Below are 25,592 nucleotides of genomic sequence, written 5' to 3' on the forward strand. Positions count from 1 at the left end.
CACCTACTTTGCATAATAAATCAATTGTTGCGATGACTCATCAATCATCACTTGTTGATTATATGCTAAATAGTCCAATTGTCCAACCGTTTCTGAAATAGTAAGTGGTAATTGTTCTTTATATAATACCGGAAATAGTTTTACACATACTTCAAATGCTGTCATTGGTTTTTCCTTTAATAACTCAAGCACTTTAAAAGCACGTGTTTCTTGCTTTTGTAATCTCGTTTCAATAAGTTGTTTCACATTTAGAACATCTTCCCCATGCCCTGATAAAATGCGTGAAATATTCATTTCGCTTAAACGCTGTAATGTTTGATTATATTGTAGTAATGGGCGTGCCCGTTCTGTTTGCCCTTCATATGGTGGTTCTAGTATTGGATTCGAAGAAATATGACTGATGAGAGCATCTCCACCAATTAATATTCCATCAGATTCTCTATATAAAGAAATATGAGTAGAAGCATGACCTGGTGTTTCAAGTACTATAAATCCAGGCAAAGAATCAATACGATCTCCTTCTCTCACAGTATGCGTTAACGATCTATTACAAGAATATTTAAGTGTCCTCGTCGTCAATAACGACTCGTCTTTCAAAAATGCTGCTGGCACACCAAACTGTAAGGCCGTCTCTCTAAAAAATTCATGATACCGCTTTAAAAATTCTGGATTTTGTGTGATCCAAGGCTCATTCCAAGGATGTCCAATAATATTCGTCTTCTCAGAAAATATATTTAAAAGTCCACAATGATCTGCATGATGATGCGTAATGACTACTGTTTTAATATCTTCTAGCGTATGTCCTAATGCACCTAATTGACTTTCTAACGCATTCCTTGCCTCTTCTGTATTCGTCCCTGTATCAATTAATGTTAATGTCTCCCCCTCAACTAAAAACACATTCACAGTTTCCACTGCAAATGGTACAGGAATCTCCATTCGGTGAATCGCCGTCATGCTTAGCCCCCCCTGTCTCTTTCCGGTTCAAAAATGAATACTTCTTCAGTTTACAACTTCTATATATATTTGTCATTATTTTCAGATAAAAAGAGGTGTTTCCTATAAAAAAACGAATGTATGTACATTTATAAGAATTTCTAACCAAAATTAAAGGAGGAACATCATGTCTATTCAAAACATTTCCTTTCTCGGTGCAGGCTCCATTGCCGAAGCTATTATTGGTGGCTTGTTACATGCAAATGTTGTTAAAGGTGAACAAATTACTGTAAGTAATCGTTCTAACGAGACAAGATTACAAGAGCTACATAAAAAATACGGTGTCAAAGGTACTCATAATAAAAAAGAATTACTTACTGATGCAAATATTCTTTTTCTAGCAATGAAACCAAAGGATGTTGCAGAGGCACTTACCCCTTTTAAAGAATACATAAATAATAACGTGCTTATTATTTCATTACTAGCAGGTGTTTCTACTCACTCAATTAGAAAACTACTTCAAAAAGACGTTCCAATTATTCGTGCAATGCCAAATACATCCGCAGCCATTTTAAAATCAGCTACCGCTATCTCCCCTTCAAAACATGCAACAGCGGAACATATTCGCACTGCAACATCTTTATTTGAAACGATTGGTCTCGTCTCTGTTGTAGAGGAAGAAGATATGCATGCTGTCACTGCATTATCCGGAAGTGGACCTGCTTATATTTATTACGTAGTGGAAGCTATGGAAGAAGCTGCAACAAAAATTGGTTTAAAAGAAGATGTTGCAAAATCACTTATTCTTCAAACGATGATTGGTGCTGCTGAAATGCTAAAAGCAAGTGACAAACACCCTTCTATTTTGCGAAAGGAAATTACTTCTCCTGGTGGAACTACCGAAGCAGGTATTGAAGTATTACAAGAACATAAATTTCAACAAGCACTTATTTCTTGTATTACACAGGCAACGAAACGATCACATAATCTTGGAAAAACATTAGAACAACTAACAAAAGAAAAATAGAAAAAGGAGCTCAAGTTTATTTGAGCTCCTTTTTTTATAATTACACTTAGTTATTGTTCTTCCCAAAAATCTCTTCTTGCAGGCGACGACCAGTCGGCGTTGCTGCAAGTCCACCTTCTGCTGTTTCACGAAGTGCTACTGGCATCGTTTGTCCGATTCTAAACATTGCCTCAATTACTTCATCACATGGAATTGTACTCGTTACACCAGCTAATGCTAAATCTGCTGAGATCATCGCATTTGCAGCTCCTGCTGCATTACGTTTTACACAAGGTACTTCTACAAGTCCTGCAACAGGATCACACACTAAACCAAGCATGTTCTTTAATGAAATTGCCATCGCTGTAGCTGCTTGATCTTGTGTTCCACCAGCCATCTCAACTGCAGCTGCAGCCGCCATTCCACTTGCTGAACCAACTTCAGCTTGGCATCCTCCTGCCGCACCAGAAATACAAGCGTTATTCGCAACAACCATACCGAAAGCTCCTGCTGTAAATAAGAATTCAATCATTTCTTCACGTGTAGGTTGCAATTTTTCTCTTAGTGCAAATAGTACACCTGGCACTGTTCCAGCAGACCCTGCTGTTGGTGTTGCACAAATAATTCCCATCGCTGCGTTTACTTCATTTGTTGCAACAGCTTTGCTTACTGCATCCAAAATCGTATCTCCAGATAAGCCTTTTCCACTCTTCATATACGCTTGAACTTTTACAGCATCTCCACCAGTTAAACCAGTTGGTGATTTCACGCCGCGAATACCACGTTCTACTGCTTGCTCCATCACTACTAAGTTCTTTTCCATACCAGCAATTACTTCTTCACGTGAAATACTTCTTGTTTCCATTTCACATTGAATCATAATTTCTGCGATTTTTACATTTTGTTCTTTAGCTTGCGCCACTAGTTCCGCTGCGTTCCGAAACATGGTGTGTCCCCCCTGCAATTATTCCATAATAGTTACTTGACAAATATTTTGTTGCGCTTTTATTTCTTCAATTACTTCATCTGCTAATAATTCATCTGTTTCGATGACCATAAGCGCTCTTCTTCCTTTTTCTTTACGAGATACACTCATCGTACTAATGTTAATCTCATGTTTCGCAAGGATTGAAGCTACCGCTGCAATAGCACCGAAGCGATCGTTATTTACAATAAGTAGTGCTGGGCTCGTGCCTGATAATTGAAGATCGAATCCGTTTAACTCTACAACTTCAATTTTACCGCCACCAATTGAGCAAGCAACAACTTCAATTTCCTCTTCACCTTTATACAAACGAATTCTCGCTGTATTTGGATGAGGTGCATTGGCATCTTCTTCAATGAATTCCACTTCAATTTCGCGCTCTTTTGCTATTTCTAGCGCCTCTGGAATACGTAAGTCATCTGTTTCAAATCCTAATATTCCACCGATTAGCGCTACATCCGTACCATGCCCACGATACGTCTTTGCAAATGATCCATATAACGAAATGCTTACTCTTTCTGGTTCATGACGAAACAGCTGGCGAGCAACTTGCCCCATTCTTGCCGCGCCTGCTGTATGTGAACTTGATGGTCCAATCATAACTGGACCGATAATATCAAATACTGAGCGATACTTCATCATAACTCCCCCTAAACCTCTATGAAAAAAATTTATTCTACTATTCTATTAAGCTGCTACATCTGTCGCTTTTCCAGTTGTACCACGAATTTGTTCTGCTATACGAATTGGATAGTTTTTGAATAAAAGTAATTCAATATAACCTGAAATAATACCAGTTATCATAATACATAAGAACCTTAGCATTATTTTCATTTAAAAATGATACAAGATAATCCACAATAAAGTCTGGTAGCAATCCAAAGTTTAACACAGAAGCCATTGCAAGCATAGCATAAACAAGTGATATAACCATTGCTAATGCAACTAAATTTGCATCCGCTATTCCACCTAGACTACCTGCTGATGTTCTGAACTCTTTTAAAGAGTGGTATACCAATTAAATCTCCACCACCTTATTAATAAAAAGCTTCAACTAAGGAACTTGCAATAGATACACTCGCTAATCATATCGTTTAGCTAAAAAGTGAAAAAGACTTATGACAAATAATAGTAATATCTTTCCTATTATAATTCTCGTGTTACTCTCTCATGATTTAGTCAACTTCACTTGTTACGATAATGACTAAAATACATGTGACTTATCATAAATTATAATCTGCCCTCATTATAGCTTGTTTTTTATAAAACGCTTACTTTTGTTGAATTTTAAAAGTTCTGAATAAAAGTCCGTTTCTGCTATTTGTATCACTTGTATGTCATCTGACTTATATAACAGTTTTTCTAAATAATCATTATTTCGTATTTTTATCCTATATATTCAAACCATCCTAATTTTCTGTATCATCCAAGTATAAGTATAAAATAATAACAGTTTTATTTTTAAATTTTTTTAGACATAAAAAAATGGTAACCCGCCGTTACCATTTTTTATAAAATTATCATTTTTCTACTGGGAATGATTTCAAATCCGTCGCTATTTCTGTATTAGAAAACAACTCTCTAGCCTCTTTCAATAATTCCTTATATGTATCTCCTTGATAGCGAGAACTAATGTGAGTTAATATTAGTCGCTTCGCATTTGCCTGAAGTGCAATGCTCGCAGCTTGCTTAGATGTAGAATGAAAATAATCATACGCTTGTTGCTCATCTTCTGCTGCGAAAGTCGCTTCATGGACAAGTACATCTGCATCTTGCGCAAGCTCCCTACTCGCTTCGCAATATCGCGTATCACCTAAGATAGTAATAATTCTCCCTTTTTGAGGTGGGCCGATAAACTCATTTCCATTTAATATCGTGCCATCCTCTAATTCAACTGCTTCACCATCTTTTAAACGTTTAAAGATTGGACCTGGTTTCACACCCATCTCAAGCAACTTATCAACTAAAAGAGCACCTTGTATATCTTTCTCTACAATACGATATCCAAAACATTCTATACCGTGTGACAATCTTTTCGTTTCTACATAAAATTCATTATCTTCAAATACGGTACCTTCTTCTGTTATCTCCACAACTTCAAGTGGATATTTCACATGTGTCGTACTTACCGATAATGCCACTTCAATAAATTGTTTAATTCCTTTCGGTCCATACACCGTTAAAGGCGTAGTTCCTCCTTGAAATGAACGGCTACCTAATAAACCAGGCAATCCAAAAATATGATCGCCATGTAAATGCGTAATAAATATTTTTTCAATGCGGCGCGGACGTACAGATGTATGTAATATTTGATGTTGCGTGGCCTCGCCACAATCAAATAACCAAGTTTGTCCTCGTTCTTCTAACAATTGTAAAGCAATTGCTGAAACGTTCCTTCCTTTTGAAGGAACACCTGCACCAGTTCCTAAAAATACAAATTCCACTTTCTTTCCTCCAGCTCTAAATATACTCTATCTCTCATCTTACGGAATGTTATTTCAAATGGCAAATTGAATTTACATAACCAATCATCTAGACAACTATATAACACGAACGTTATACTTAAAAAATTTAGCTATTGTTCGTGTTTTATGGTAAAATGATTATACTACATTTTAAGGGAGCGTTTTATTATGAAAGAAGTATTTCGTTTACAAACTGATTTTTCATCTTCATTTGATCGCTGGGTAAGTTCTTTCGTGTCTGATCACCCAGCACAATTAGAATGGACAACTTTAAAGGAATTAATCCATGAATATACAACATCACATACAAATGATACGTTACCAGCATATATTTCTTCAGCTTTAACATATTACGCCCAACGTGTTTCAACTACAAACAGTTCAGAAATTGTTATTTTTGAAAACCCTACAATCTCGTAATCTATAATAAAAAAGCACTGGTTACAGTGCTTTTTTATTTATACTTATTTAACAAATGATCATATTCCGTCCAAAAGTCGGTATACATACTTCGCTCAAACTCATTTGAAATTATCTTTTCACTTGATTTATTAAATAATTCTTTTGCTTGTAGTGCAAAAGAAACAATTTGTTTTCTATATTCATTTTCATTCAATTCTATATGAAGTCCTTCATAGTATATAGCCTTTTGATTAGTAGAAATAACTTTGACAAAGTCCTTTAAAATCACGTTTTCACCTATATGATTTATAGTCCAATGAATTGAAATTGGGCATCCTAACATTAGCATAGTGCCACATCCGTGCAAAATAAGCCCCGCTTCATTTTCAATATCACAAATATATTCTTTATCTAAAGTTCGTAACAAAGCTAAAGCTGATTCACTTATTCCCCATTCCTCATCCATACCTGTCTGCGTAATAATCGTTCCAGCCACATTTAAATATATTTCTCCATGAGAACATAAATCTTCATGCTCATTAAACAACCATTTTTGATTCTCAATATTTATAATAAAATTTTGTGGTCCCATTACAAATTCCCCTTTTATAAAAATATTTTTCCATATTATTCATAATCAATATCATGCATTTCATCCCACATATCTATTATAAATCCGTTTAATATTTTAAAAACACAGATAAAAAAGATATTGACACTACGATTTTCCATTGCTAACATTCAACATGTAATTGAATATGGTCTCTGTTAGGTGAGGCTCCTGTATAGAGAAACGCTGCTGCCCAAAAATGTCGAGAGACGCCAATGGGTCAACAGGAAAGGTCGGAATGAAGGCCTTTTTTAACGTAGCTGGTTTCAGTACCTATGCTATACAGTGCTAAAACTCAACGAGGGAGAGGTGCATGTATTTTGTCATACACAAAAACTGTTTTTATTTATGTCTACTAACAGTCTTTGTTGTGGACTCTTTTAACTGCGAATTCAGACCTTTACTCGTTTTGAGTAAAGGTCTTTTTACGTCTATATGCACCTTACTATGAAACAAACATAGCATATTCAGAAACTACTAAATTGTACGGAGGTGAGGAACAGTTGGCAATTGATGATTCGGCCCAGATACCCATACGTTTTACATTCATATTTCATCATGTAGGTAGGAAAGAAACTGTTCCTCACCATTTCAAATAGTTAGGTAACAGATTGTTTCCTCCTTCATGACAGAGGAGGAACTACCGATGTTTAATTTACAAAGACAAGAAACAAAGCATGCTTATGAGCAAGATAGCATGCAAACAAATAACGAATTATTAGTGGAGGTTGCAACACAAGATGTAAGCTCTGCGTTAAAACTTTTAGAAACAACACAAGGTGGATTATCTAAACAAGAAGCGTCTCGTAGACTTTCTTTATATGGTCCGAATGAAATAGCTCATAATAAAATGGCGCCGTGGTACATTCAATTTCTATTGGCATTTAAAAATCCATTTATTTTCGTTTTATTAGCTCTTGGAGCACTCTCCTTTTTCACAGATGATATGCAAGGAACGATTGTCGTATCTGTAATGGTCCTACTTAGTGCAACGATTCGGTTTTCCCAAGAATTTCGTTCTCAAAAAGCTGCCGATAAGTTAAAAGCTATGGTTCGAACAACTGCGAGCGTATTTAGAATAAATGGATTTGTACATGAAACAAAAAATGTAAAGAATTTAAACCGAAATTACACAACAGAAATTCCAATTGAGGAACTTGTACCTGGCGATATTATTTCCCTTTCAGCTGGTGATATCGTTCCAGCTGATGTGCGTGTTGTATCCGCTAAAGATTTATTTGTTAATCAATCTTCTTTGACAGGGGAAGCACTTCCTGTAGAAAAATACGAACACTGCTACCATACAGAAAATAAGCATATCTTACCGAAAAACATGAAAAAAAATTACAATCCACTCGATATGGAAAACCTTTGCTTCATGGGAACAAATATTGTAAGTGGTAGCGCAAAAGCTGTTGTCATCTCAACAAGTACCGATACGTATTTCGGCTCTTTAGCAAATAAGGTAATTGGAAAGCGTGTAGAAACAAGCTTTGATAAAGGTGTAAACAAAGTAAGCTGGCTCTTAATTACATTCATGCTTATTATGGCACCCATTGTCCTTCTCATTAATGGATTCACAAAAGGAGATTGGCAAGAAGCTTTCTTCTTCGCTATTGCCGTCGCTGTTGGCCTTACACCTGAAATGTTACCAATGATTGTAACTGCTAATTTAGCTAAAGGTGCCGTTAACATGTCTAAACAAAAAGTAATTGTAAAACAGCTAAATTCTATTCAAAACTTAGGTGCTATGAACATTCTTTGTACAGATAAAACCGGAACTTTAACAGAAGATAAAGTGGTCCTTGTTCGTCACTTAGATCCCAAGGGAAATGAATGCAATCGCGTCTTGCAATTTGCCTATTTAAATAGTTTCTATCAAACTGGATTGAAAAATTTAATAGATAAAGCTGTTATTAAGCATACAGAGGAAAACAATAAATTTAATCCATCAGCTTTTCAAAAGCTAGATGAAATTCCATTCGATTTCGCCCGCCGGCGTATGTCAGTTATCGTAAAGGATATTTCAGGTGAACATACAATGGTTTGTAAAGGTGCCGTAGAAGAAATTTTATCAATTTGTAACTACACTGAAGTGGATGAAAAAATCGTTCCACTCACCGAGGAAATACGTTCAAATGTCAAAAAACTAAGTGAGACACTAAATAGTGAAGGTATGCGGGTTATTGCTGTGGCTTATAAAAAAGATAGAAGAATAAATGATACAGAGTACGCAGTAAAAGACGAAACTGATATGATTCTCGCTGGATATATCGGCTTTTTAGATCCACCGAAACCATCTGCAGCAGCTGCAATTCAAGCATTACAAAAACATGGTGTACAAGTGAAAATTTTAACTGGCGATAACGAAATTGTTACAAGAAAGGTTTGTAAAGAAGTTGGATTAGATATCGGCGAACCAATCCTCGGTTACGAGATTGATTCTTTACCAGATAAAGCATTAGCAAAACTTGCTGAAGAAACGACTGTATTTGCGAAGCTTAATCCAATGCAAAAATCTCGTATTATACACGCATTACAAGGAAATGGACACACTGTAGGTTACATGGGAGACGGCATTAACGATGCTGTAGCATTACGTGAAGCTGATGTCGGAATATCTGTTAATACTGCTACTGATATTGCGAAAGAAGCTTCCGATATTATTCTACTCGAAAAAAGTTTAACTATATTAGAAGCAGGTATTTTAGAAGGACGTACTACATTCGGAAATATTTTAAAATATATTAAGATGACAGCTAGCTCTAACTTTGGTAATGTGTTTAGCGTGTTAGTAGCAAGTGCTTTCATTCCTTTTTTACCGATGCTTGCCATTCATCTTTTAATTCAAAACTTACTTTATGATATTTCACAACTTTCTATTCCATGGGACAAAATGGATAAAGAGTTTCTAGAAAAACCACGAAAATGGGATACTGCAAACTTACGAAACTTCATTATTTGTATCGGCCCAATTAGTTCCATATTTGATATTATCACATACGTAGTCATGTGGAATGTATTTGGTGCAAATACACCGAGCGAGCAATCATTATTCCAGTCCGGATGGTTTGTCGTTGGATTGTTAACACAAACTTTAATTGTTCACATGATAAGAACACAAAAGATTCCATTTATTCAAAGCACTGCATCAACACCAGTCGTTTTATTAACTGCTCTTATTATGGCAATCGGGATTTATATTCCATTCTCACCACTTGGTGCAGCCGTTGGTTTACAAGCATTGCCACTTAACTACTTCCCTTGGTTAGTAGGAATACTATTAGGCTACGCTTTTTTAACACAATTCCTAAAAAAGCTTTATATTAAAAAGTTTCATAGCTGGTTGTAAAAATAAGAATGAGTGGGTATTCCCCGCTCATTCTAAAAGACATAACACATATTTATTTATGGAGGTGACCATGATGGTATGGTACGACATTGTATTCAGATTAGTTATCGTAATTATTGTAGGAGCTTGCATTGGAATGGAAAGACAATGGAGACACGGAATGGCTGGGTTACGGACAAATGCTCTCGTATCACTTGGTACCTGTATAATAGGAAAGGTGTCATGATTTTACTACTTCATGACACCTTCTACATAAACTTATTTTCTAACTTTTGTTGAAACGACTTCTCTTGCTTACGTAGTAGTTGACTACCTCGTTGTAAAATCGGTGTTCCATATTTATCGTTAATTTGATCAATGACAGCAAGTAGTGGCTCTTTTTTCGCATCCTCTTCAAATGAAAACAAATCTAATTGTTTCACCGATTCTGTCTTCCACTCTATTTCAGTAGCTGTAACACCTAGTAAACGAACGGAATCACCATCCCAATGTTGCTTCCATAAACGGGATGCTGCTTGAAAAATATCGCGTTCTTCCCAAATTGCATTTTTCAATTGCTTACTCCGTGTTACTGTTCGCCTATCATGGTATTTAATCATAATTTGAATATTATAGCTGACAAGGGTTCGCTTTTGTAATCTTTTACTCACTGATTTTGATAACCGTTCTAACATATCAAGTAATTCTTTCTCTTCATCCATATCCTTTGAAAAAGTCATCGAGTTACCGACACTTTTATGTTGGCCCATTTGACTCGGATCCACTTCCCTATCATCCGTACCTTTTGCACGCTTTTGTAAATCAATACCGTGCTTCCCAATTTTAGCGCGAATGATATGCTCGTCTCCCTTCGCTAACTGTTCAATTGTATGTATATGAATTTCATTTAATTTTTCAGCTGTTTTTTCTCCAATCCCATGCATTGCTTCAACTGGAAGTGGCCAAATCATTTCTGGAATATCACGTTTTCGAAGTACGGTAATACCGAGAGGTTTTTTCATATCAGAAGCTGTTTTTGCTAGGAAAAGATTTGGAGCAATTCCGATACTACACGGAAGCTGCAACTCTGTTAATAGTGCTTGTTGAATCATCTTTGCTATTTCAAGAGGCGAACCAAGTGCGTAGCAATCTGTAATATCTAAATATCCTTCATCTATTGAGACTGGTTGTATCTTTTCTGTAAAACGAGAAAGGACTTGAAACATTTGAAATGAAGCTTCGCGATATAATGTGAAATTAGGACGCCTTACAACTAATTGCGGGCATAACCTTTTCGCTTCCCAAAGGGGCATCGTCGTACGTATGCCGTATTCTCTCGCCTCATAACTACATGTTATAATAATTCCTTTTCTCTCTTTTTCATTTCCAGCAACCGCTAATGGCTTTCCTTGTAATGATGGATCATGAGCAATTTCAACAGATGCGAAAAAGCAATTCATATCTACATGTAAAATAACACGACCATTTTTCGGATACATTTCTCGCATAGTACTCACTCCCTAATCAGAACGTTCGTTCTTTCATTATATCAAATTTTGCACAATAATTATAATAATTACTTGTTCTTTTTTATAATCGATATAAAGAGGATATATATGTGAAAGGGTCTGATTATGATGAGATCAACTAATAAAGTGAAACTTTAATCAACCCTCACCAATCGGGTTTTTGCGGGCAGCAGGGCCCCCACCTAACTTCTTTACTTTCGCTGAATTTTGAGGTAGGGAGCTTACTGTCCGGCAAATAGCGGGATAAACTCAACTATACATTCCTTGTAGTTATATTAATCATTGCAATTAATTATTTACTACTTCAGATTTTCAATATAAATACGTTAGGATTATTCCTTCATCTAGTACATGTAGCAACAACGTATATACTTCCATAGGTTTTCTTATATTGGCTTATACGTCTTGTCAAAGCAATCGAATCAAAATAAAAAGCGTGTAAATCACAATTGATTTACACGCTTTTTCTATTTCATTACTTCGCTACTTCTTCAATAATTGCAACAACTAATTCTGCTGTTTTTGCTAATTCTTCAACAGGAATCTTCTCGTTTGTTGTATGAATTTCTTCATAACCAACTGCTAAGTTAACTGTTGGGATACCATGTCCTGCAATTACGTTTGCATCACTTCCGCCACCACTTTGGTGAAGAGAAGGTGTACGACCAATTTTTTCAGCTGCACGTTTTGCAACTTCTACAACGTGATCGCCATCAGCAAATTTAAATCCTGGGTACATAACGTTTACTTCAACGTCTGCATGCCCGCCCATTTCTTTTGCAGTTGTTTCAAATGCTTCTTTCATTTTAGCAACTTGTGCTTCCATTTTCTCATTGATTAAAGAACGAGCTTCTGCAAAGATTTGTACATGATCGCAAACGATATTCGTTTGTGTACCACCTTCAAAACGTCCAATATTTGCAGTCGTTTCAGAGTCAATGCGACCAAGTGGCATCTTCGCAATTGCTTTCGCTGCGATAGTAATTGCAGATACACCTTTCTCCGGCGCTACACCAGCGTGAGCTGTTTTCCCGCGAATAATTGCGTTCACTTTCGCTTGTGTTGGAGCTGCAACAACGATTTCACCAACTTTTCCATCGCTATCTAATGCGTAGCCATATTTCGCTGTAATACGCTCACGGTCTAATGCTTTTGCACCAACAAGACCTGATTCTTCTCCGACTGTAATAATAAATTCAATTTTACCATGAGGGATATTTTTCTCTTTTAAAACACGGATTGCTTCGAACATTGATGCTAATCCAGCTTTATCATCCGCACCTAAAATTGTTGTACCATCTGATACGATATATCCATCTTTAATAGAAGGCTTAATTCCATTACCAGGAACTACTGTATCCATATGAGAAGTAAAGTAAATTGTATCAACACCATCTTTTGTTGCTGGTAAAGTACAAATTAAGTTACCTGCACCATGACCAGTTACAGCCATTGTGTCATCTTCAAATACTTCTACACCTAAATCTGTAAATTTCTTCGTTAATACTTTGCAGATTTCTGCTTCAAATTTCGTTTCAGAATCTACTTGTACTAATTCCATAAATTCATTTACTAAACGTTCTTGATTAATCATAAGACTGCGCCTCCTGCACTACCATTATGTATGTAACACTATTAATTATAACAGAATTTCGCAAAAGTTTCGAAATACAAGACAAAAAACAGATGGTTTACATGTCTAGATAACCATCTGCTTTCTATTACTCATTTAACAATACCCAGCGCATATGATCTTCCCACACACCATTTACCATTAACATCTTCCTAGACACGCCTTCATATTGAAAACCTATCTTCGTTACTACTTGTATAGATGCTAAATTACGAGGCATAATCGGAGCTTCTATACGATGTAACTGAAATTCCCCAAAAGCAACTTGAATTGCTTTTCTAAGCGCTTCTGTCGTATACCCTTTGTTTAACTCTGCTTTATCTAATTTATAACTAAGTACACAAGATTGATAAATGCCACGAACGATTAAATTAAATGAAATACACCCAATTATTTTCGTATCATCACCCTTTTTAAAAATCCATAGTCTGATGATTTTCCCTTCTTCGAACTCTTTTCTATCCTTTTGCAACTTTTTCTTTTGATAATCTAGCGTAAAAAAATCATCCGGTCTATACTCTTCCCAAGCTTTTAAAAATTCACGATTTCTGTCGTAATATTGAAGAACTGTTTCAGCATACGACTCATCAATTTCCCTTAAGTATAAACGATCTGTTTCGTATATTTTCATCATCGTATCTCCATTCTTCAGCTTGCCCAACTAAAAATTAACAATATACCCTTTTACTATATTCTCTACACACTCTCAAATTTCCTGTTATATTTTGCAATCCCCTCCCGAATTTTGTCCTCACTCTCCCCTTGTCCATAATTTCATTTCTCGTTACAATGAAATTGTACTGATTTGCAAGGAGGTATAACGATGCATAAAAAAGCTCAAAAAGTTATGGTTTATGTGATGCTAATTTCTATGCTTGTAACAACATTACTTGCTGGCGCGAGTATGTTTTGGTAAAAAGGGCGATGTGTTCGTCCTTTTTTTACTTTTTACACATAACAAAATAAACCATCTCGACATCGAGATGGTTTATTTTATATAAAACACAATCGCTACAATACTAAAGGAAAATGACATTACAAGCGCTATTACAAAACTTGTATATTGTTTCTGCTGAAATGCCCCAATAACAAAAGTGAGATTAAGTAATGCCATACATACAATCGCTACAAGATAAGAACATATATTAAAAGTTGCCAATATGAATGTAATAACAAATAGAAATCCCATAAAAAACTGCATATACGAAAGTTTTGGATTCAAGTACATATGAGCAACCCCTTTATCTAATTTTATCTTTCTATACTCTCATTAACGCACGGTTATGTACACATGTCAAGACAACTTATTATAATAGAAAAAGCCAACCTTTTTGTTGGCTTTTTCATATGCAACGGCTCCTTTTTCTTTTGCCAATTGCTGAAATGATTTTTTCGATTTCACAATCCATACTTTCGTTCCAATTGGAATGCGATCAAACAAATATTCCACATCGTTTTTCTTCATTCTTATACACCCTTGTGAAATATACTTTCCAATTGAACTCGGTTGGTTTGTTCCATGTATTCCATATTTACTTCCATCAGTTCCTCTTGCATTAAATCCAATCCACCTTGACCCAAGTGGATTTTTTGGCGATCCACCTGGAATATCCTTCGCAATGTAATACGGATCCTTTGCTTTCATTACAACATCAAAAGTTCCTTCTGGAGTTAATTCATTCGTTTTCCCTGTCGCTACTGGAAAAACCTTTTGAATCTTTCCATCGTCAATGTAAGCTAATTTATTCGTTGCTTTATTTACAATAATAAAAGGATCTCCGGCACGTGGATTATCCCCAAGAGGCCAAATCGGCGATAAAGAAAGACATAATATGATAGAGAGAAGATACGGCATAGATAATTCCTACCTTCTATATAAGTTCTTTTATATTATCCTTTCCCTTAAAGCGACTTTTAATGAGTAAATATTGTTCCATTTCATACACAAGTTGAACAAGTTTCGCACGTATCTCAAATTCTTCGCGTGTAGCTGGCAATGGCATGTCTCTAAATAATTCCCTCATTTCTTGAAGCTGCCTTAAGGAAATAACGCCAGTACTCTCAGGGCTAATAGCATTACCAATGTTTTCAACAACATCTGCAATCATGTCAGCTTGTTCATATGTCCACGATAAAGAAGCTGCTAGTGGTATCATTCGCTCTAAAATTTCGAATTGTTGCATACGCATATTAAAATAACGATAGTAATAATCATCTTCTCGCATAAATGCATTCTCAAGTTTTTTAAACGATAAATCTCTTGCTTCATTTAACATATTCTCGGTTTCAATGAGTTCTGCTCCACTCCAACTACTTTCTCGATTTCGTAAATACACAACCATTTCAAACAAAATCGTTTTAAAATTATTCTCTATTTTATCCTGATACTCTTTTAGCTTATTTTCACTACTCGGCATATACATATTTACTAATAACGCCACGCTAATCCCTATCGTTAATATAGCAATTTCATTTCCAACTATAAGCCATGTAATTTGCTTCAATGAATATAGATGCATAACAATAACTGAACTCGTGACAATACCTTCTTGAATTTTAAGCATTACTGCAGTCGGAATAAATGTAAGTAACAATATGCTAATTGCAAGTGGTGTATAGCCAATCGTTTCAAAAATACAAAACGCGAATGCCATTGATAATACACACGCTAGAAAACGATGTAACGACACTTGAAGTGATTTGCGCTTCGTATTTTGTACACATAAAATAACTAAAATGCCTGCTGAACTATAAAATTCTAACCCTAATAACTGAGCAATAAAAACTGCCGCACCTGTCCCTATTGCTGTTTTTACTGTACGATATCCAATTTTAAACATATCATTACTCCTATATGTATAAACGTATTTACAGCTAGTATAAAAAAAGGATGACACAATGTCATCCTTTTCTACTTATTATTCACATAACCTTTTCATATTACAATATTTTTTGTAAAAATTGTTGCGCACGTTCACTTTTCGGCGCTGCAAAAAATTCTTCTGGCGCACTATCTTCTACAAGCTTTCCTCCGTCCAAGAAAAGAACACGATCTGCCACTTCTTTTGCAAAGCCCATTTCATGTGTAACGATAGCCATCGTCATTCCTGTCGTAACTAACGATTTCATAACTTCTAACACTTCTTTCACCATCTCTGGATCTAGCGCCGATGTCGGTTCATCAAATAACATAACTTCCGGTTCCATCGCTAACGCTCTTGCAATTGCTACACGTTGCTTTTGTCCTCCCGAAAGACGATTTGGATACGTATCTTTTTTATCTACTAATCCAACCTTTTCTAAAAGTTTCTCAGCTTTCTTTTCAGCTTCTTGCTTCGTTACCCCTTTTACATTGATAGGAGCATACGTAATATTTTCTAATACAGTCATATGAGGAAATAAGTGAAAATGTTGAAATACCATACCAACATTTTCACGAACATGCATAACATTCGTTTTCGGATTCGTTACTTCTTCCGTCCCAATCCAAATGTGACCATCCGTTGGTGCTTCTAACATATTCATACAACGTAAAAATGTTGATTTTCCTGATCCAGAAGGCCCTATAATTGCGACTACTTCCCCTTTTTCAATTGTTGTTGTAATTCCTTTTAATACTTCGTTTTTACCAAATGATTTATGAAGGTTTTCAATTTTAATCACTTTTCTTCATTCTCCCTTCAATTGCCTTCCCGACTAATGTAAGAATAATGACTAACATATAATAAATCAGTCCAACAAAAAGTAATGGTTCAAGATATTTAAATGTCTCACCGCCTACAATGTAAGCACGACGCATTAAATCAGTCGCGCCTATTACTGTTACTACAGCCGATTCTTTCGTAAGTGTCGCAAATTCGTTCACAAGCGCTGGTAATATATTTTTTAATGCTTGAGGGAAAATAATATTTCTCATCATTTTTCCGTACGGTATCCCTAAAGCCATTGCTGCTTCTGTTTGTCCTTTATCAACCGCTTGAATACCAGCACGAATTACTTCTGACATGTATGCACCTGAATTCAAGCTAAATGCAAGTACAGCAGCTAAGAATGCTGGTATTTCATAACCAATTATTTGTGGGACGCCGAAATAAATAATCATTAATTGCAATACAAGGGGTGTACCACGAAAAATTGATGTATAAAAATCTGCTGCTATATTTAATGCTCGTATTCTAGCAATTTTACAAAGTGCTAATAGCGTTCCTAAAATAAATCCTGCTAAAGCTGATACTGCTACAATTTTCAAAGTAACTTCTAAACCTTTTAGTATATATGGTATCGAAGGCGTAATCGCCGAAAAATCTAAGTTCATTCTTTTCATTCCCCTCACAGAAAAGTGAAAGGCAGCTTATTTTCCGCTGCCAAACCATTTCTTCACTAATTTATCCATTTCTCCATTTTCTTGCATTTTTTTAATTACTTTATTAAATTCAGCTGTTTTATCACTGTTTTTTGGAAGGGCAATTGCTGCTCCAACTTCTTCTGGTGCTTCTTTAATTTCAATTCCTTGTAAATCTTTCATTTTCTCTAAATAATTTTTAGCAACTGTATCTTCTATAATTGCAGCGTCAAAACGACCAGCTTTAATTTCTTGTACGATTTCTGGTATACGGTCACGTCCCTCAACTTGGAAATCTACTTGTTTTTTAAATTCTGAAGCTTTCTCTTCTTGAATAGACCCTGTTTGTACCCCTACTTTTTTCCCTTTTAAATCCTCTACAGATTTAATGTTAGAATCCTTTTTAGAAACGACCATATTTTTCGCAACAAAATAAATATCTGTAAAATCAACATTATTTTTACGCTCTGCAGTTGGCGTCATACCTGCCATTACGAAATCAACTTTTCCTGAACTAAGAGATGCTAATAAACCACCAAAATCCATATCTTTCACTTTCACTTCATACCCAAGTTCTTTTCCGATATATTTAGCAACATCAACATCAAAGCCAATAATTTCATCGCTCTTTGACGCATCTACATATTCATAAGGTTTATAATCTGCTGAAGTTCCCATTACGAGTACTTTTTTATTTCCTTTTGTTTCTTTCGATTCCCCATTACTACAAGCGCTGAATATACTTACAATTAAAATAAGTGCAAACGATATTGATACTAACTTCTTCATCTTTCTTCCCCCTAATAATGTATATTTAAAAGTTTAATAGAATATTTATTCGATGTTTGTATTGTATCAGCACTTTTATTTTTATGCAATATATAAAATAAAAATAAATAACGAAACAATATAAATGCTGTTTGTTATGTATAAAATGATGCATAAAATAACATAACTATGCATATCTCAGAAATTTTAATAATAAATAAAAAAGGCGGCACATCCACTTGATTGTGGACGTGCCGCCTTTTCTCTTATTTTTTATAGTTCTTCACAATTCTCTTCGAAATATGATTGTAGTTTCGCAATAACTTGCATCGGTTCATGACCTTCAATTTCATGACGCTCTACCATCGTTACAATTTTTCCATCTTTTAATAAAGCAAATGATGGAGAAGAAGGTGGGTACCCTTCGAAATATTCACGCGCTCTTGCTGTCGCTTCTTTATCTTGACCTGCAAACACCGTTACAAGGTGGTTAGGACGTTTATCATAATGTACGGAATGCGCAGCAGCAGGACGAGCAATACCACCTGCACAACCACATACAGAGTTTACCATTACAAGTGTTGTTCCATTTCTTTTAAACGCTTCTTCTACCGCTTCCGGCGTCGTCAATTCTGTATATCCAGCAGAGACAATCTCTTCACGCGCTTGGCGGACAACATCATTCATAAAAAAGTTAAAATTAATCACTCTTTTCCCTCCTCTAAAACTACCTATTTGTATCTTACCAGTTAATGTTTATGAAATACAAGTAAGTTTACTTGTATTTAAGTATAGAAAAGGTGTTAGAGCTCTTGCTCTAACACCTTTTCTTTAATGACCACGATGTTTTTGCTTTGCTTTTTGTACTTTCATTAAACGTCTTCTTTCTTTTTCAGCTTCTCGCTTCTCTTTAGACTGCAGTTTCTTTTCTTGTTTATGCAATTCATAAGATAAACTAATCGCCTCTTGCGCCTTAGTAAAACGTTTAATAGTTGTTTCTTTTGCTGCTTGTCGCATGATACGCTTTATGTTTTTAGGACGCTGTTTTTCTTTAACTTCTACACCACATTTTGCAAAGTGCTGAAAATGCTCTAAAAGTGAACCATTCACAAACATAAGCACTTCTTCATCTGACGGTTCCGCCCCAAAAATATACCTCGCCCCATACAATTTCCCTTTTTCTTTACATGTAATGATTCCAACAAAAAATTGGCCATCGTGATATACTGTCAAATCCATTGACAGCCCCTCCTTTAAAAGATTAGAAATACGGGACATCCCGGAGGGGAAGGTTACTGACATGAAATCATGCGTCTGGACTACCAACCAGAGCTGTGTTTTTGTATTTCTTTCACTATTATTATATCTTTTTTTCCATAATCTTCATATATTCAGCAATCATTTTTTTATGCGATCCTACAATATAGTCAGGTAGTTCTGTTACTGAAAAGAATTTAAGCTGAACTGCTTCTTCTTTATTCATAACAAAATCCCCTTCGTATTCATCCGTATAATAGGCGGTTGTTACAGATTGAAATTCATCACCGTTTTCTAATTTTGTAAAGTAGTTCGCTCCAGAAAATACATTGATTAGTCGCAAGTTCTTCACTTTTATTCCTGTCTCTTCATATACTTCACGATAAGCTGTTTCTTCTGGTGATTCACTAAGCTCCATTAGCCCGCCAGGTAGCCCCCATTTTCCGTACGGCTCTGTCCGCTGCTGCAATAAAACATATCCATTTTCATTTATAACGAGTACAACAGCACCAACTAAAATTAAAGGGCGATGACCAACTATTTTTCGTAATTCTTCTACATATCCCACCGTATCGCCTCCTTTTTCGTTGTCCACACTATTGTATCATATGTACGAAACGACAAAATGCGTATATTTTTCATTTTTTTAACAAAATATTTATTTTATGTGATTCATCTACTGTAGCTAACATAATAGATTCGACTTCTGTACTCTCCTCTAGAAATTCTCTCGCCCACGCTTCTGTTTTTCCTAATAATGCAAGAACATCTTTCTGTATCCTCCCATCCTTTACTAATACAAAAGAAACTGGGGATTTTTTTCCCGCCACTTTAAGATCCAGCCGCGAAACTGCTTCATATTCTGGATACCGAAATATAGAAACGACACCGTTTGCTTCCCATAATGCTAATTTAATCGTTTGAATATCGCTCACATTTCGCATACGAAGTTCCGAAAACAAATATTCCAAGGTAATTCTCGCCTTTTTCAAATTGCTAAAATTAATGGAACCATTGTGTATAAGAATAATAGGTGCAGGCTCTAAAAAACGTCTCCATCTATCCCATTTCAGCATTAAAACTGAGCTTATAATATGAAGTACAACAAGTATGAACGTTGTAATCATCGATCCCAGTAACCCTACTTTTTCATCAGACAATGCGTTAGAAATATTCCCACCAAGCAATAACACTAATACAACATCTAAAAAACGAAGTTGTGCGATAGACCTTTGCCCCATCGCTTTCGCAACTAATATTAAAAATATGTATGCTATAATAGCCCGAATAACCCATTCACTATTAGAAAGATGCCGTGCTCCTTCAAAAATATGCATATGCATCACTTTGCACTCCTTACCCGTCTCAAACTGCTATCCTGTTTTAGTTTGCAACGTTTATGAGCATATATGTAAAAAAGCTGGTTCGTTTAAAAACGAACCAGCTTTTTTTACTTAACTGAAAACATATATTTTTTATACGTTTTCCGTACCGATAATATGAGCCCCATCATAATCATATTTGAGAATAAGGAACTTCCCCCATACGATAAGAAAGGTAATGCAATACCTTTTACAGGCATTAATCCAACGATCATACCGATGTTTTGGAATATTTGAACTGTTAATATACCGATTGATCCAGCGCATAATAATGTACCAAATAAATTATCAGCGGAATAACCAATAATAATTGTTCGATATAGTAGTAATAGGAACAAGAAGACAACTAAGGCTGCTACGATAAATCCACCTTCTTCGGCAATTGTAGCGAAAATAAAGTCAGTATGCTTCTCTGGGATATAGACGCTTCCTCCCCCAAACCCTTTACCTTCCATTCCTCCACTACCTACAGCTAAAATCGATTGCTGTGTTTGATAACCTTGATCTGCATTTTCAAATGGATTTAACCAACCTACAATACGCGACTGTTGGTGAGGTTTTAGTAAAGTAACTAAATTATTATAGAAAAAGTCTTGATACTTAAAGAAAATAAATATTAAAGCAGATAATATGGTCAACGGAATAACTGTACATAATGCTATCAATTTCTTTTGAATACCTGACATAAATAAAATACATGCAATAGCAGCAGCGTATAAGAACACCATACCTGTATCAGGTTGACTATATACAACCGCCATAGGTGGAAGTGACACTAGCATAATTTTACCTACTAGCTTTAAATCTGTTTGGAATGTCCTTGCCATATACTGTGCATTATGTTTCACTGCTATACTCGCTACTACAAGTAGCAATGCAATTTTGAAAAACTCAGACGGCTGAATTTGCCCAAACACTGGGAAAACAAACCATCTTTTTGCACCTAATTTTTCAGGTGTAAAACCTGATGGTGGTAATACTTTCAAAAGAATAAGTGAAGCAAATCCAGCAATATAAAGCGGCCAAGATAATTTTTGCAATTGATCTAAGTCGATGCTTGCAACAAGAAGTAACAATACAACCCCAATTATGTAGTTAACACCTTGTTTCATAGCAAAGTTTGCAGCTCCATACTGTCCCGTTTGCTGACTGCTATATATAGCAGCTATACTCGTCACACATAGTGCACACAAAATTAAAATTAATTTTACATCTAAACTTTTTAGAAACTCGGTACTTCTTTTCATGACATCCTCCTGAAACATTGTTACGGCAAAAATAAAAAACCAGGAGTCAACATTCTTCATGTTTTGACGACTGATTACACATTATCTATAAAACACTTATATAGAATAACTCTCTTTTTCATACAATACAATATATTATACTACAGTTTCATCAGTAAGATTTGCCAAAAAAATTATTCTTTTCTTATTTTATATCCATATACCATATATCAGCAATGTATTTTCGTAAATTCCTAATACATAATCGTTTATTGTAAGATTACTGGGAAAGATATTTATACATATAGTAGGATGTAGATGAAGAAATAAGATAATAAAAAGCTCGCATAAGCGAGCTTTTTATTAATATACAGATGTATTATTTTCTGACATGTTTTCTAAAATTTCTTTAACACGTCCTAAGAACTTACCACAAATTAAACCATCAAGTACTCGGTGATCAAGTGATAAACATAAGTTAACCATATCACGAGCACCGAACATACCGTTATCCATAATTACTGGGCGTTTTACAATTGATTCAACTTGTAAAATAGCCGCTTGTGGGTAATTAATAATACCCATAGATTGAACAGAACCGAATGATCCTGTGTTATTAATTGTAAATGTTCCACCTTGCATTTCGTCTGCTTTTAACGATTTCGTACGTACTTTTCCTGCAAGTTCTGTAATTTCACGAGCGATACCTTTAATTGTTTTCTCGTCCGCTTGCTTAATTACTGGTACAAATAGTTCTTCCTCTGTTGCAACAGCGATAGAAAGGTTAATATCTTTCTTCTGAACAATTTTATCGCCAGCCCACATTGAATTAATTTGAGGATACTCTTTTAACGCTTGTGCTACTGCTTTTACGAAGAAAGCAAAGAACGTTAAGTTAAAGCCTTCACGCTTCTTAAAGTCACCTTTAATTGAGTTACGGTATGACACAAGGTTTGTCACATCTACTTCAATCATCATCCAAGCATGTGGTGCTTCGTGTTTACTACGTAACATGTTTGCTGCGATTGCTTTACGCACACCTGTTACTGGAATTTCGATATCTCCAGGCATTGTAGGTACAGAAACTGGTTTCGCAGCTTCTACTTTTTGCGCTACTGGTGCTGCTTTTGGTGCTTCTGGGCGAGCTTCTACTACTGCCGCTACAGCTTCCTCTTTCTTCGCCGCACCTGCTTGTGGGATATTTCCAGATTCCACTAGCTTTAAAATATCTTTACGAGTGATACGGCCGTTTGCTCCCGTACCTTCTACTAGATCTAAATCAACGTTATGCTCACCCGCAAGCTTTAACACAGCTGGTGAAAAACGTGGTTTTCCATCAGTTGGTTGTTTTACTTTCGGTGCTTTTTCAGACGTAGCTACTTCTGCCTTTGATTCTTCTTTAGTTTTTTCCTCAACAGCTGTTGCTGCTACTTCATCTGCGCCTTCTACTTGAATAACACAAACTACTTCACCTACAGCTAACGTATCACCTTCACCAGCGATTAACTCTTTCACAACACCCGTGAAAGAAGATGGTACTTCAGCATTTACTTTATCAGTCATTACTTCTGCAAGCGGATCATACTTATTTACGTGATCGCCAACATTAACGAGCCATTTACTAATTGTGCCCTCTGTAACGCTCTCCCCGAGCTGAGGCATTGTAATATTTTCTACAGCCATGTATAGTCCCCCCGATTAAAATTCCGCAAGTTCACGCATTGCTTTTTCAACTTTATCTGGATTTACCATAAAGAATTTTTCCATTGTTGGTGCATATGGCATTGCTGGAACGTCTGGACCTGCAAGACGTGCGATTGGCGCATCTAAATCAAATAGACAGTTTTCAGCGATAATTGCTGCCACTTCACTCATAATGCTTCCTTCTTTATTGTCTTCTGTTACAAGAAGAACTTTACCTGTTTTAGAAGCTGCTTCAATGATTGCTTCTTTATCTAATGGATATACAGTACGTAAATCAAGAATGTGTGCAGAGATGCCATCTTGTGCTAACTTTTCAGCCGCTTGAAGAGCAAAATGAACACATAATCCGTACGTGATAACTGTAATATCATCACCTTCACGTTTTACATCTGCTTTTCCGATTGGTAATACGTAGTCATCCTCTGGTACTTCACCTTTAATTAAACGATATGCACGTTTATGTTCGAAGAATAATACTGGATCTTCATCACGAATGGCTGCTTTTAATAAGCCTTTTGCATCATATGGTGTAGAAGGGATAACGATTTTTAAACCTGGTTGGTTTGCAAACATCGCTTCTACAGATTGTGAATGATACAATGCACCGTGAACACCCCCGCCAAATGGTGCACGAATTGTAACTGGACAAGTCCAATCATTATTAGAACGATAACGAATTTTTGCTGCCTCAGAAACAATTTGGTTTACTGCTGGCATGATGAAATCAGCAAACTGCATTTCAGCGATTGGACGCATACCATACATTGCTGCACCAATTGCTACCCCAGCAATTGCAGATTCTGCAAGCGGTGCATCAAGCGCACGATCTTCACCAAATTGATCATACAAACCGTGTGTCGCTTTAAACACGCCACCTTTTTTACCAACATCTTCTCCTAAAACGAATACTTTCTCATCGCGTTCCATTTCTTCGCGCATTGCTAATGTAATAGCATCAATATAAGACATTACAGCCATGAAACGTTCCCCCCTATTCTGCGTATACGTGCTTCAATGCATCTTCAGGTGCTGCATACGGAGCATTTTCTGCATATTCTGTTGCTTCATTTACGATATGCATAATTTCGTCTAACATTTGTTTTTCGGATTCCTCAGTTAACACACCAGCTTCTTTTAAATAAGCTGCGAATGTTATAATTGAATCTTTTTTCTTTGCTTCTTCTACTTCTTCTTTATCACGATAAACACGATCATCATCGTCACTAGAATGTGCTGTTAAACGATATGATACTGTTTCAATTAAAGTTGGTCCTTCACCACGACGACCGCGATCTGCTGCTTCTTTTACAGCTTTATATACTGCAAGTGGATCGTTTCCGTCTATTGTATATCCAGGCATACCGTAACCAATCGCACGATCTGATACGTTTTTACATGCTAATTGTTTTTCAACTGGAATAGAGATTGCATATTTGTTATTTTCACACATAAAAATAACAGGTAGTTTGTGTACACCAGCAAAGTTTGCCCCTTCATGGAAGTCACCTTGGTTTGAAGAACCTTCTCCAAATGTAACGAACGTTACTAAATCTTTCTTCTCCATTTTTCCAGCTAGTGCAATACCAACTGCATGTGGTACTTGTGTTGTTACTGGAGATGAACCTGTAACAATACGATTTTTCTTTTGACCGAAGTGACCAGGCATTTGACGACCACCAGAGTTTGGATCTCCAGCTTTCGCAAAAGCAGACAACATAAGCTCTTTAGCTGTCATACCAAATGCTAGTACAACACCCATATCACGGTAGTATGGTAATGCATAATCTTTCTCTCTATCAAGAGCGAACGCCGCTCCAACTTGTGCAGCCTCTTGTCCTTGACAAGAAATTACGAATGGAATTTTACCAGCGCGGTTTAATAACCACATACGTTCGTCAATTTTACGTGCAAGTAACATCGTACGGAACATTTCTAATACTTGCTCATCACTTAAGCCAAGCTCTTCATGGCGCTTTTCTTTTACTTCTGCCATTTTTCATAACCTCCTAAATCCAC

27 protein-coding genes, 1 pseudogene and 1 riboswitch are annotated in these 25,592 nt (G+C 36.0%); of the genes and pseudogenes, 5 read left to right on the forward strand and 23 right to left on the reverse strand.

Translation table 11 applies throughout. The features are described from left to right. Positions 1-3 precede the first annotated feature (3 nt). On the reverse strand, positions 4-957 hold the full coding sequence (locus NST86_RS21005) for an MBL fold metallo-hydrolase (RefSeq protein ID WP_016118605.1): 954 nt from the start codon (positions 955-957) through the stop codon (positions 4-6). 166 nt (positions 958-1,123) lie between these two features. Here NST86_RS21005 and proI point away from each other — a divergent pair, with 166 nt between their 5' ends. Continuing rightward, positions 1,124-1,963, forward strand: a complete 840-nt coding sequence (proI, locus tag NST86_RS21010) for a pyrroline-5-carboxylate reductase ProI (protein WP_016118606.1) — start codon at positions 1,124-1,126, stop codon at positions 1,961-1,963. A gap of 46 nt (positions 1,964-2,009) precedes the next feature. Here the strand turns inward: proI and sdaAA are convergent, their stop codons facing one another. The 4 genes from sdaAA to rnz form a co-directional block, all read right to left on the reverse strand. Further along, complete coding sequence (gene sdaAA, locus NST86_RS21015; RefSeq protein ID WP_000489461.1) at positions 2,010-2,888, reverse strand: L-serine ammonia-lyase, iron-sulfur-dependent, subunit alpha; 879 nt, start codon at positions 2,886-2,888, stop codon at positions 2,010-2,012. Between the two features lie 18 nt (positions 2,889-2,906). Beyond that, positions 2,907-3,566 carry an L-serine ammonia-lyase, iron-sulfur-dependent subunit beta gene (gene sdaAB / locus NST86_RS21020; RefSeq protein WP_016118607.1) on the reverse strand — a complete coding sequence of 220 codons (660 nt, stop codon included), beginning with the start codon at positions 3,564-3,566 and terminating at the stop codon, positions 2,907-2,909. Positions 3,567-3,699: 133 nt separating this feature from the next. After that, positions 3,700-3,945 carry a hypothetical protein gene (locus tag NST86_RS21025; protein ID WP_016118609.1) on the reverse strand — a complete coding sequence of 82 codons (246 nt, stop codon included), beginning with the start codon at positions 3,943-3,945 and terminating at the stop codon, positions 3,700-3,702. A gap of 502 nt (positions 3,946-4,447) precedes the next feature. Beyond that, positions 4,448-5,371, reverse strand: a complete 924-nt coding sequence (gene rnz / locus NST86_RS21030) for a ribonuclease Z (protein ID WP_000397453.1) — start codon at positions 5,369-5,371, stop codon at positions 4,448-4,450. 189 nt (positions 5,372-5,560) lie between these two features. Between rnz and NST86_RS21035 the strand changes: the two genes are divergently transcribed. Further along, a complete protein-coding gene (locus NST86_RS21035) occupies positions 5,561-5,812 on the forward strand; it encodes a DUF3932 family protein (protein ID WP_000665709.1) in 252 nt (83 codons plus the stop codon). Between the two features lie 34 nt (positions 5,813-5,846). Here the strand turns inward: NST86_RS21035 and NST86_RS21040 are convergent, their stop codons facing one another. After that, on the reverse strand, positions 5,847-6,386 hold the full coding sequence (locus tag NST86_RS21040) for a hypothetical protein (RefSeq protein ID WP_016118611.1): 540 nt from the start codon (positions 6,384-6,386) through the stop codon (positions 5,847-5,849). Positions 6,387-6,551: 165 nt separating this feature from the next. Further along, a riboswitch (M-box (ykoK) riboswitch) is annotated at positions 6,552-6,719 on the forward strand. Positions 6,720-7,050: 331 nt separating this feature from the next. On the opposite strand from NST86_RS21040, the gene mgtA reads away from it, so the two are divergent. Both mgtA and NST86_RS21050 read left to right on the forward strand, forming a co-directional pair. Beyond that, positions 7,051-9,756 carry a magnesium-translocating P-type ATPase gene (gene mgtA / locus NST86_RS21045; protein WP_140159103.1) on the forward strand — a complete coding sequence of 902 codons (2,706 nt, stop codon included), beginning with the start codon at positions 7,051-7,053 and terminating at the stop codon, positions 9,754-9,756. 73 nt (positions 9,757-9,829) lie between these two features. Then, a pseudogene (locus NST86_RS21050) lies at positions 9,830-9,964 on the forward strand (MgtC/SapB family protein); the annotation flags it as partial. 40 nt (positions 9,965-10,004) lie between these two features. On the opposite strand, the gene NST86_RS21055 reads toward NST86_RS21050, so the two are convergent. The 3 genes from NST86_RS21055 to NST86_RS21065 form a co-directional block, all read right to left on the reverse strand. After that, entirely contained in the window at positions 10,005-11,243 is a 1,239-nt protein-coding gene (locus tag NST86_RS21055; protein WP_001208856.1) for a DNA polymerase IV, read from the reverse strand. A 496-nt stretch (positions 11,244-11,739) separates the two neighbouring features. Continuing rightward, entirely contained in the window at positions 11,740-12,858 is a 1,119-nt protein-coding gene (locus NST86_RS21060; RefSeq protein WP_000609803.1) for a tripeptidase T, read from the reverse strand. A gap of 127 nt (positions 12,859-12,985) precedes the next feature. After that, complete coding sequence (locus tag NST86_RS21065; RefSeq protein ID WP_001987197.1) at positions 12,986-13,531, reverse strand: GNAT family N-acetyltransferase; 546 nt, start codon at positions 13,529-13,531, stop codon at positions 12,986-12,988. Positions 13,532-13,720: 189 nt separating this feature from the next. Here NST86_RS21065 and prli42 point away from each other — a divergent pair, with 189 nt between their 5' ends. Beyond that, positions 13,721-13,813 (forward strand): stressosome-associated protein Prli42, encoded by a 93-nt coding sequence (prli42, locus tag NST86_RS21070; protein ID WP_000549040.1) that lies wholly within the window; start codon positions 13,721-13,723, stop codon positions 13,811-13,813. Positions 13,814-13,885: 72 nt separating this feature from the next. On the opposite strand, the gene NST86_RS21075 is transcribed toward prli42, so the two are convergent. From NST86_RS21075 to bfmBAA, 14 genes are all read right to left on the reverse strand, one after another. Further along, complete coding sequence (locus tag NST86_RS21075) at positions 13,886-14,125, reverse strand: DUF3894 domain-containing protein (protein WP_000281167.1); 240 nt, start codon at positions 14,123-14,125, stop codon at positions 13,886-13,888. A 66-nt stretch (positions 14,126-14,191) separates the two neighbouring features. Next, positions 14,192-14,752, reverse strand: coding sequence for a L,D-transpeptidase (locus tag NST86_RS21080; protein WP_016118615.1), 561 nt, complete (start codon positions 14,750-14,752; stop codon positions 14,192-14,194). 16 nt (positions 14,753-14,768) lie between these two features. Next, positions 14,769-15,737 (reverse strand): aromatic acid exporter family protein, encoded by a 969-nt coding sequence (locus NST86_RS21085; protein ID WP_000472665.1) that lies wholly within the window; start codon positions 15,735-15,737, stop codon positions 14,769-14,771. A 100-nt stretch (positions 15,738-15,837) separates the two neighbouring features. Next, positions 15,838-16,560 carry an amino acid ABC transporter ATP-binding protein gene (locus NST86_RS21090; protein WP_000590202.1) on the reverse strand — a complete coding sequence of 241 codons (723 nt, stop codon included), beginning with the start codon at positions 16,558-16,560 and terminating at the stop codon, positions 15,838-15,840. After that, entirely contained in the window at positions 16,553-17,212 is a 660-nt protein-coding gene (locus NST86_RS21095; protein ID WP_001046915.1) for an amino acid ABC transporter permease, read from the reverse strand. The genes NST86_RS21090 and NST86_RS21095 overlap by 8 nt, the downstream gene beginning before the upstream one ends. Positions 17,213-17,248: 36 nt before the next feature. Then, positions 17,249-18,028, reverse strand: a complete 780-nt coding sequence (locus NST86_RS21100) for a transporter substrate-binding domain-containing protein (protein ID WP_000737676.1) — start codon at positions 18,026-18,028, stop codon at positions 17,249-17,251. Positions 18,029-18,280: 252 nt separating this feature from the next. Next, positions 18,281-18,694: a BrxA/BrxB family bacilliredoxin gene (locus NST86_RS21105; protein WP_001979317.1), complete on the reverse strand. Its 414-nt coding sequence runs from the start codon at positions 18,692-18,694 to the stop codon at positions 18,281-18,283. A gap of 144 nt (positions 18,695-18,838) precedes the next feature. Then, positions 18,839-19,246, reverse strand: coding sequence for a YjdF family protein (locus NST86_RS21110; RefSeq protein WP_061663461.1), 408 nt, complete (start codon positions 19,244-19,246; stop codon positions 18,839-18,841). Positions 19,247-19,367: 121 nt separating this feature from the next. Then, on the reverse strand, positions 19,368-19,832 hold the full coding sequence (locus tag NST86_RS21115; protein ID WP_000542555.1) for an NUDIX hydrolase: 465 nt from the start codon (positions 19,830-19,832) through the stop codon (positions 19,368-19,370). A gap of 70 nt (positions 19,833-19,902) precedes the next feature. Next, positions 19,903-20,607, reverse strand: a complete 705-nt coding sequence (locus NST86_RS21120) for a DUF421 domain-containing protein (RefSeq protein WP_000550964.1) — start codon at positions 20,605-20,607, stop codon at positions 19,903-19,905. Between the two features lie 107 nt (positions 20,608-20,714). Beyond that, a complete protein-coding gene (locus NST86_RS21125; protein WP_000831181.1) occupies positions 20,715-21,893 on the reverse strand; it encodes an FtsW/RodA/SpoVE family cell cycle protein in 1,179 nt (392 codons plus the stop codon). Between the two features lie 342 nt (positions 21,894-22,235). Then, complete coding sequence (locus NST86_RS21130) at positions 22,236-23,555, reverse strand: dihydrolipoamide acetyltransferase family protein (protein ID WP_000257681.1); 1,320 nt, start codon at positions 23,553-23,555, stop codon at positions 22,236-22,238. A 15-nt stretch (positions 23,556-23,570) separates the two neighbouring features. Beyond that, positions 23,571-24,554 carry a 3-methyl-2-oxobutanoate dehydrogenase subunit beta gene (gene bfmBAB / locus NST86_RS21135; protein ID WP_000290071.1) on the reverse strand — a complete coding sequence of 328 codons (984 nt, stop codon included), beginning with the start codon at positions 24,552-24,554 and terminating at the stop codon, positions 23,571-23,573. A 13-nt stretch (positions 24,555-24,567) separates the two neighbouring features. Next, positions 24,568-25,569: a 3-methyl-2-oxobutanoate dehydrogenase subunit alpha gene (gene bfmBAA, locus NST86_RS21140; protein ID WP_000852551.1), complete on the reverse strand. Its 1,002-nt coding sequence runs from the start codon at positions 25,567-25,569 to the stop codon at positions 24,568-24,570. Positions 25,570-25,592 lie beyond the last annotated feature (23 nt).

The sequence above is a fragment of the Bacillus sp. FSL L8-0199 genome (assembly GCF_038005705.1).
Classification (GTDB): Bacteria; Bacillota; Bacilli; order Bacillales; family Bacillaceae_G; genus Bacillus_A; species Bacillus_A cereus.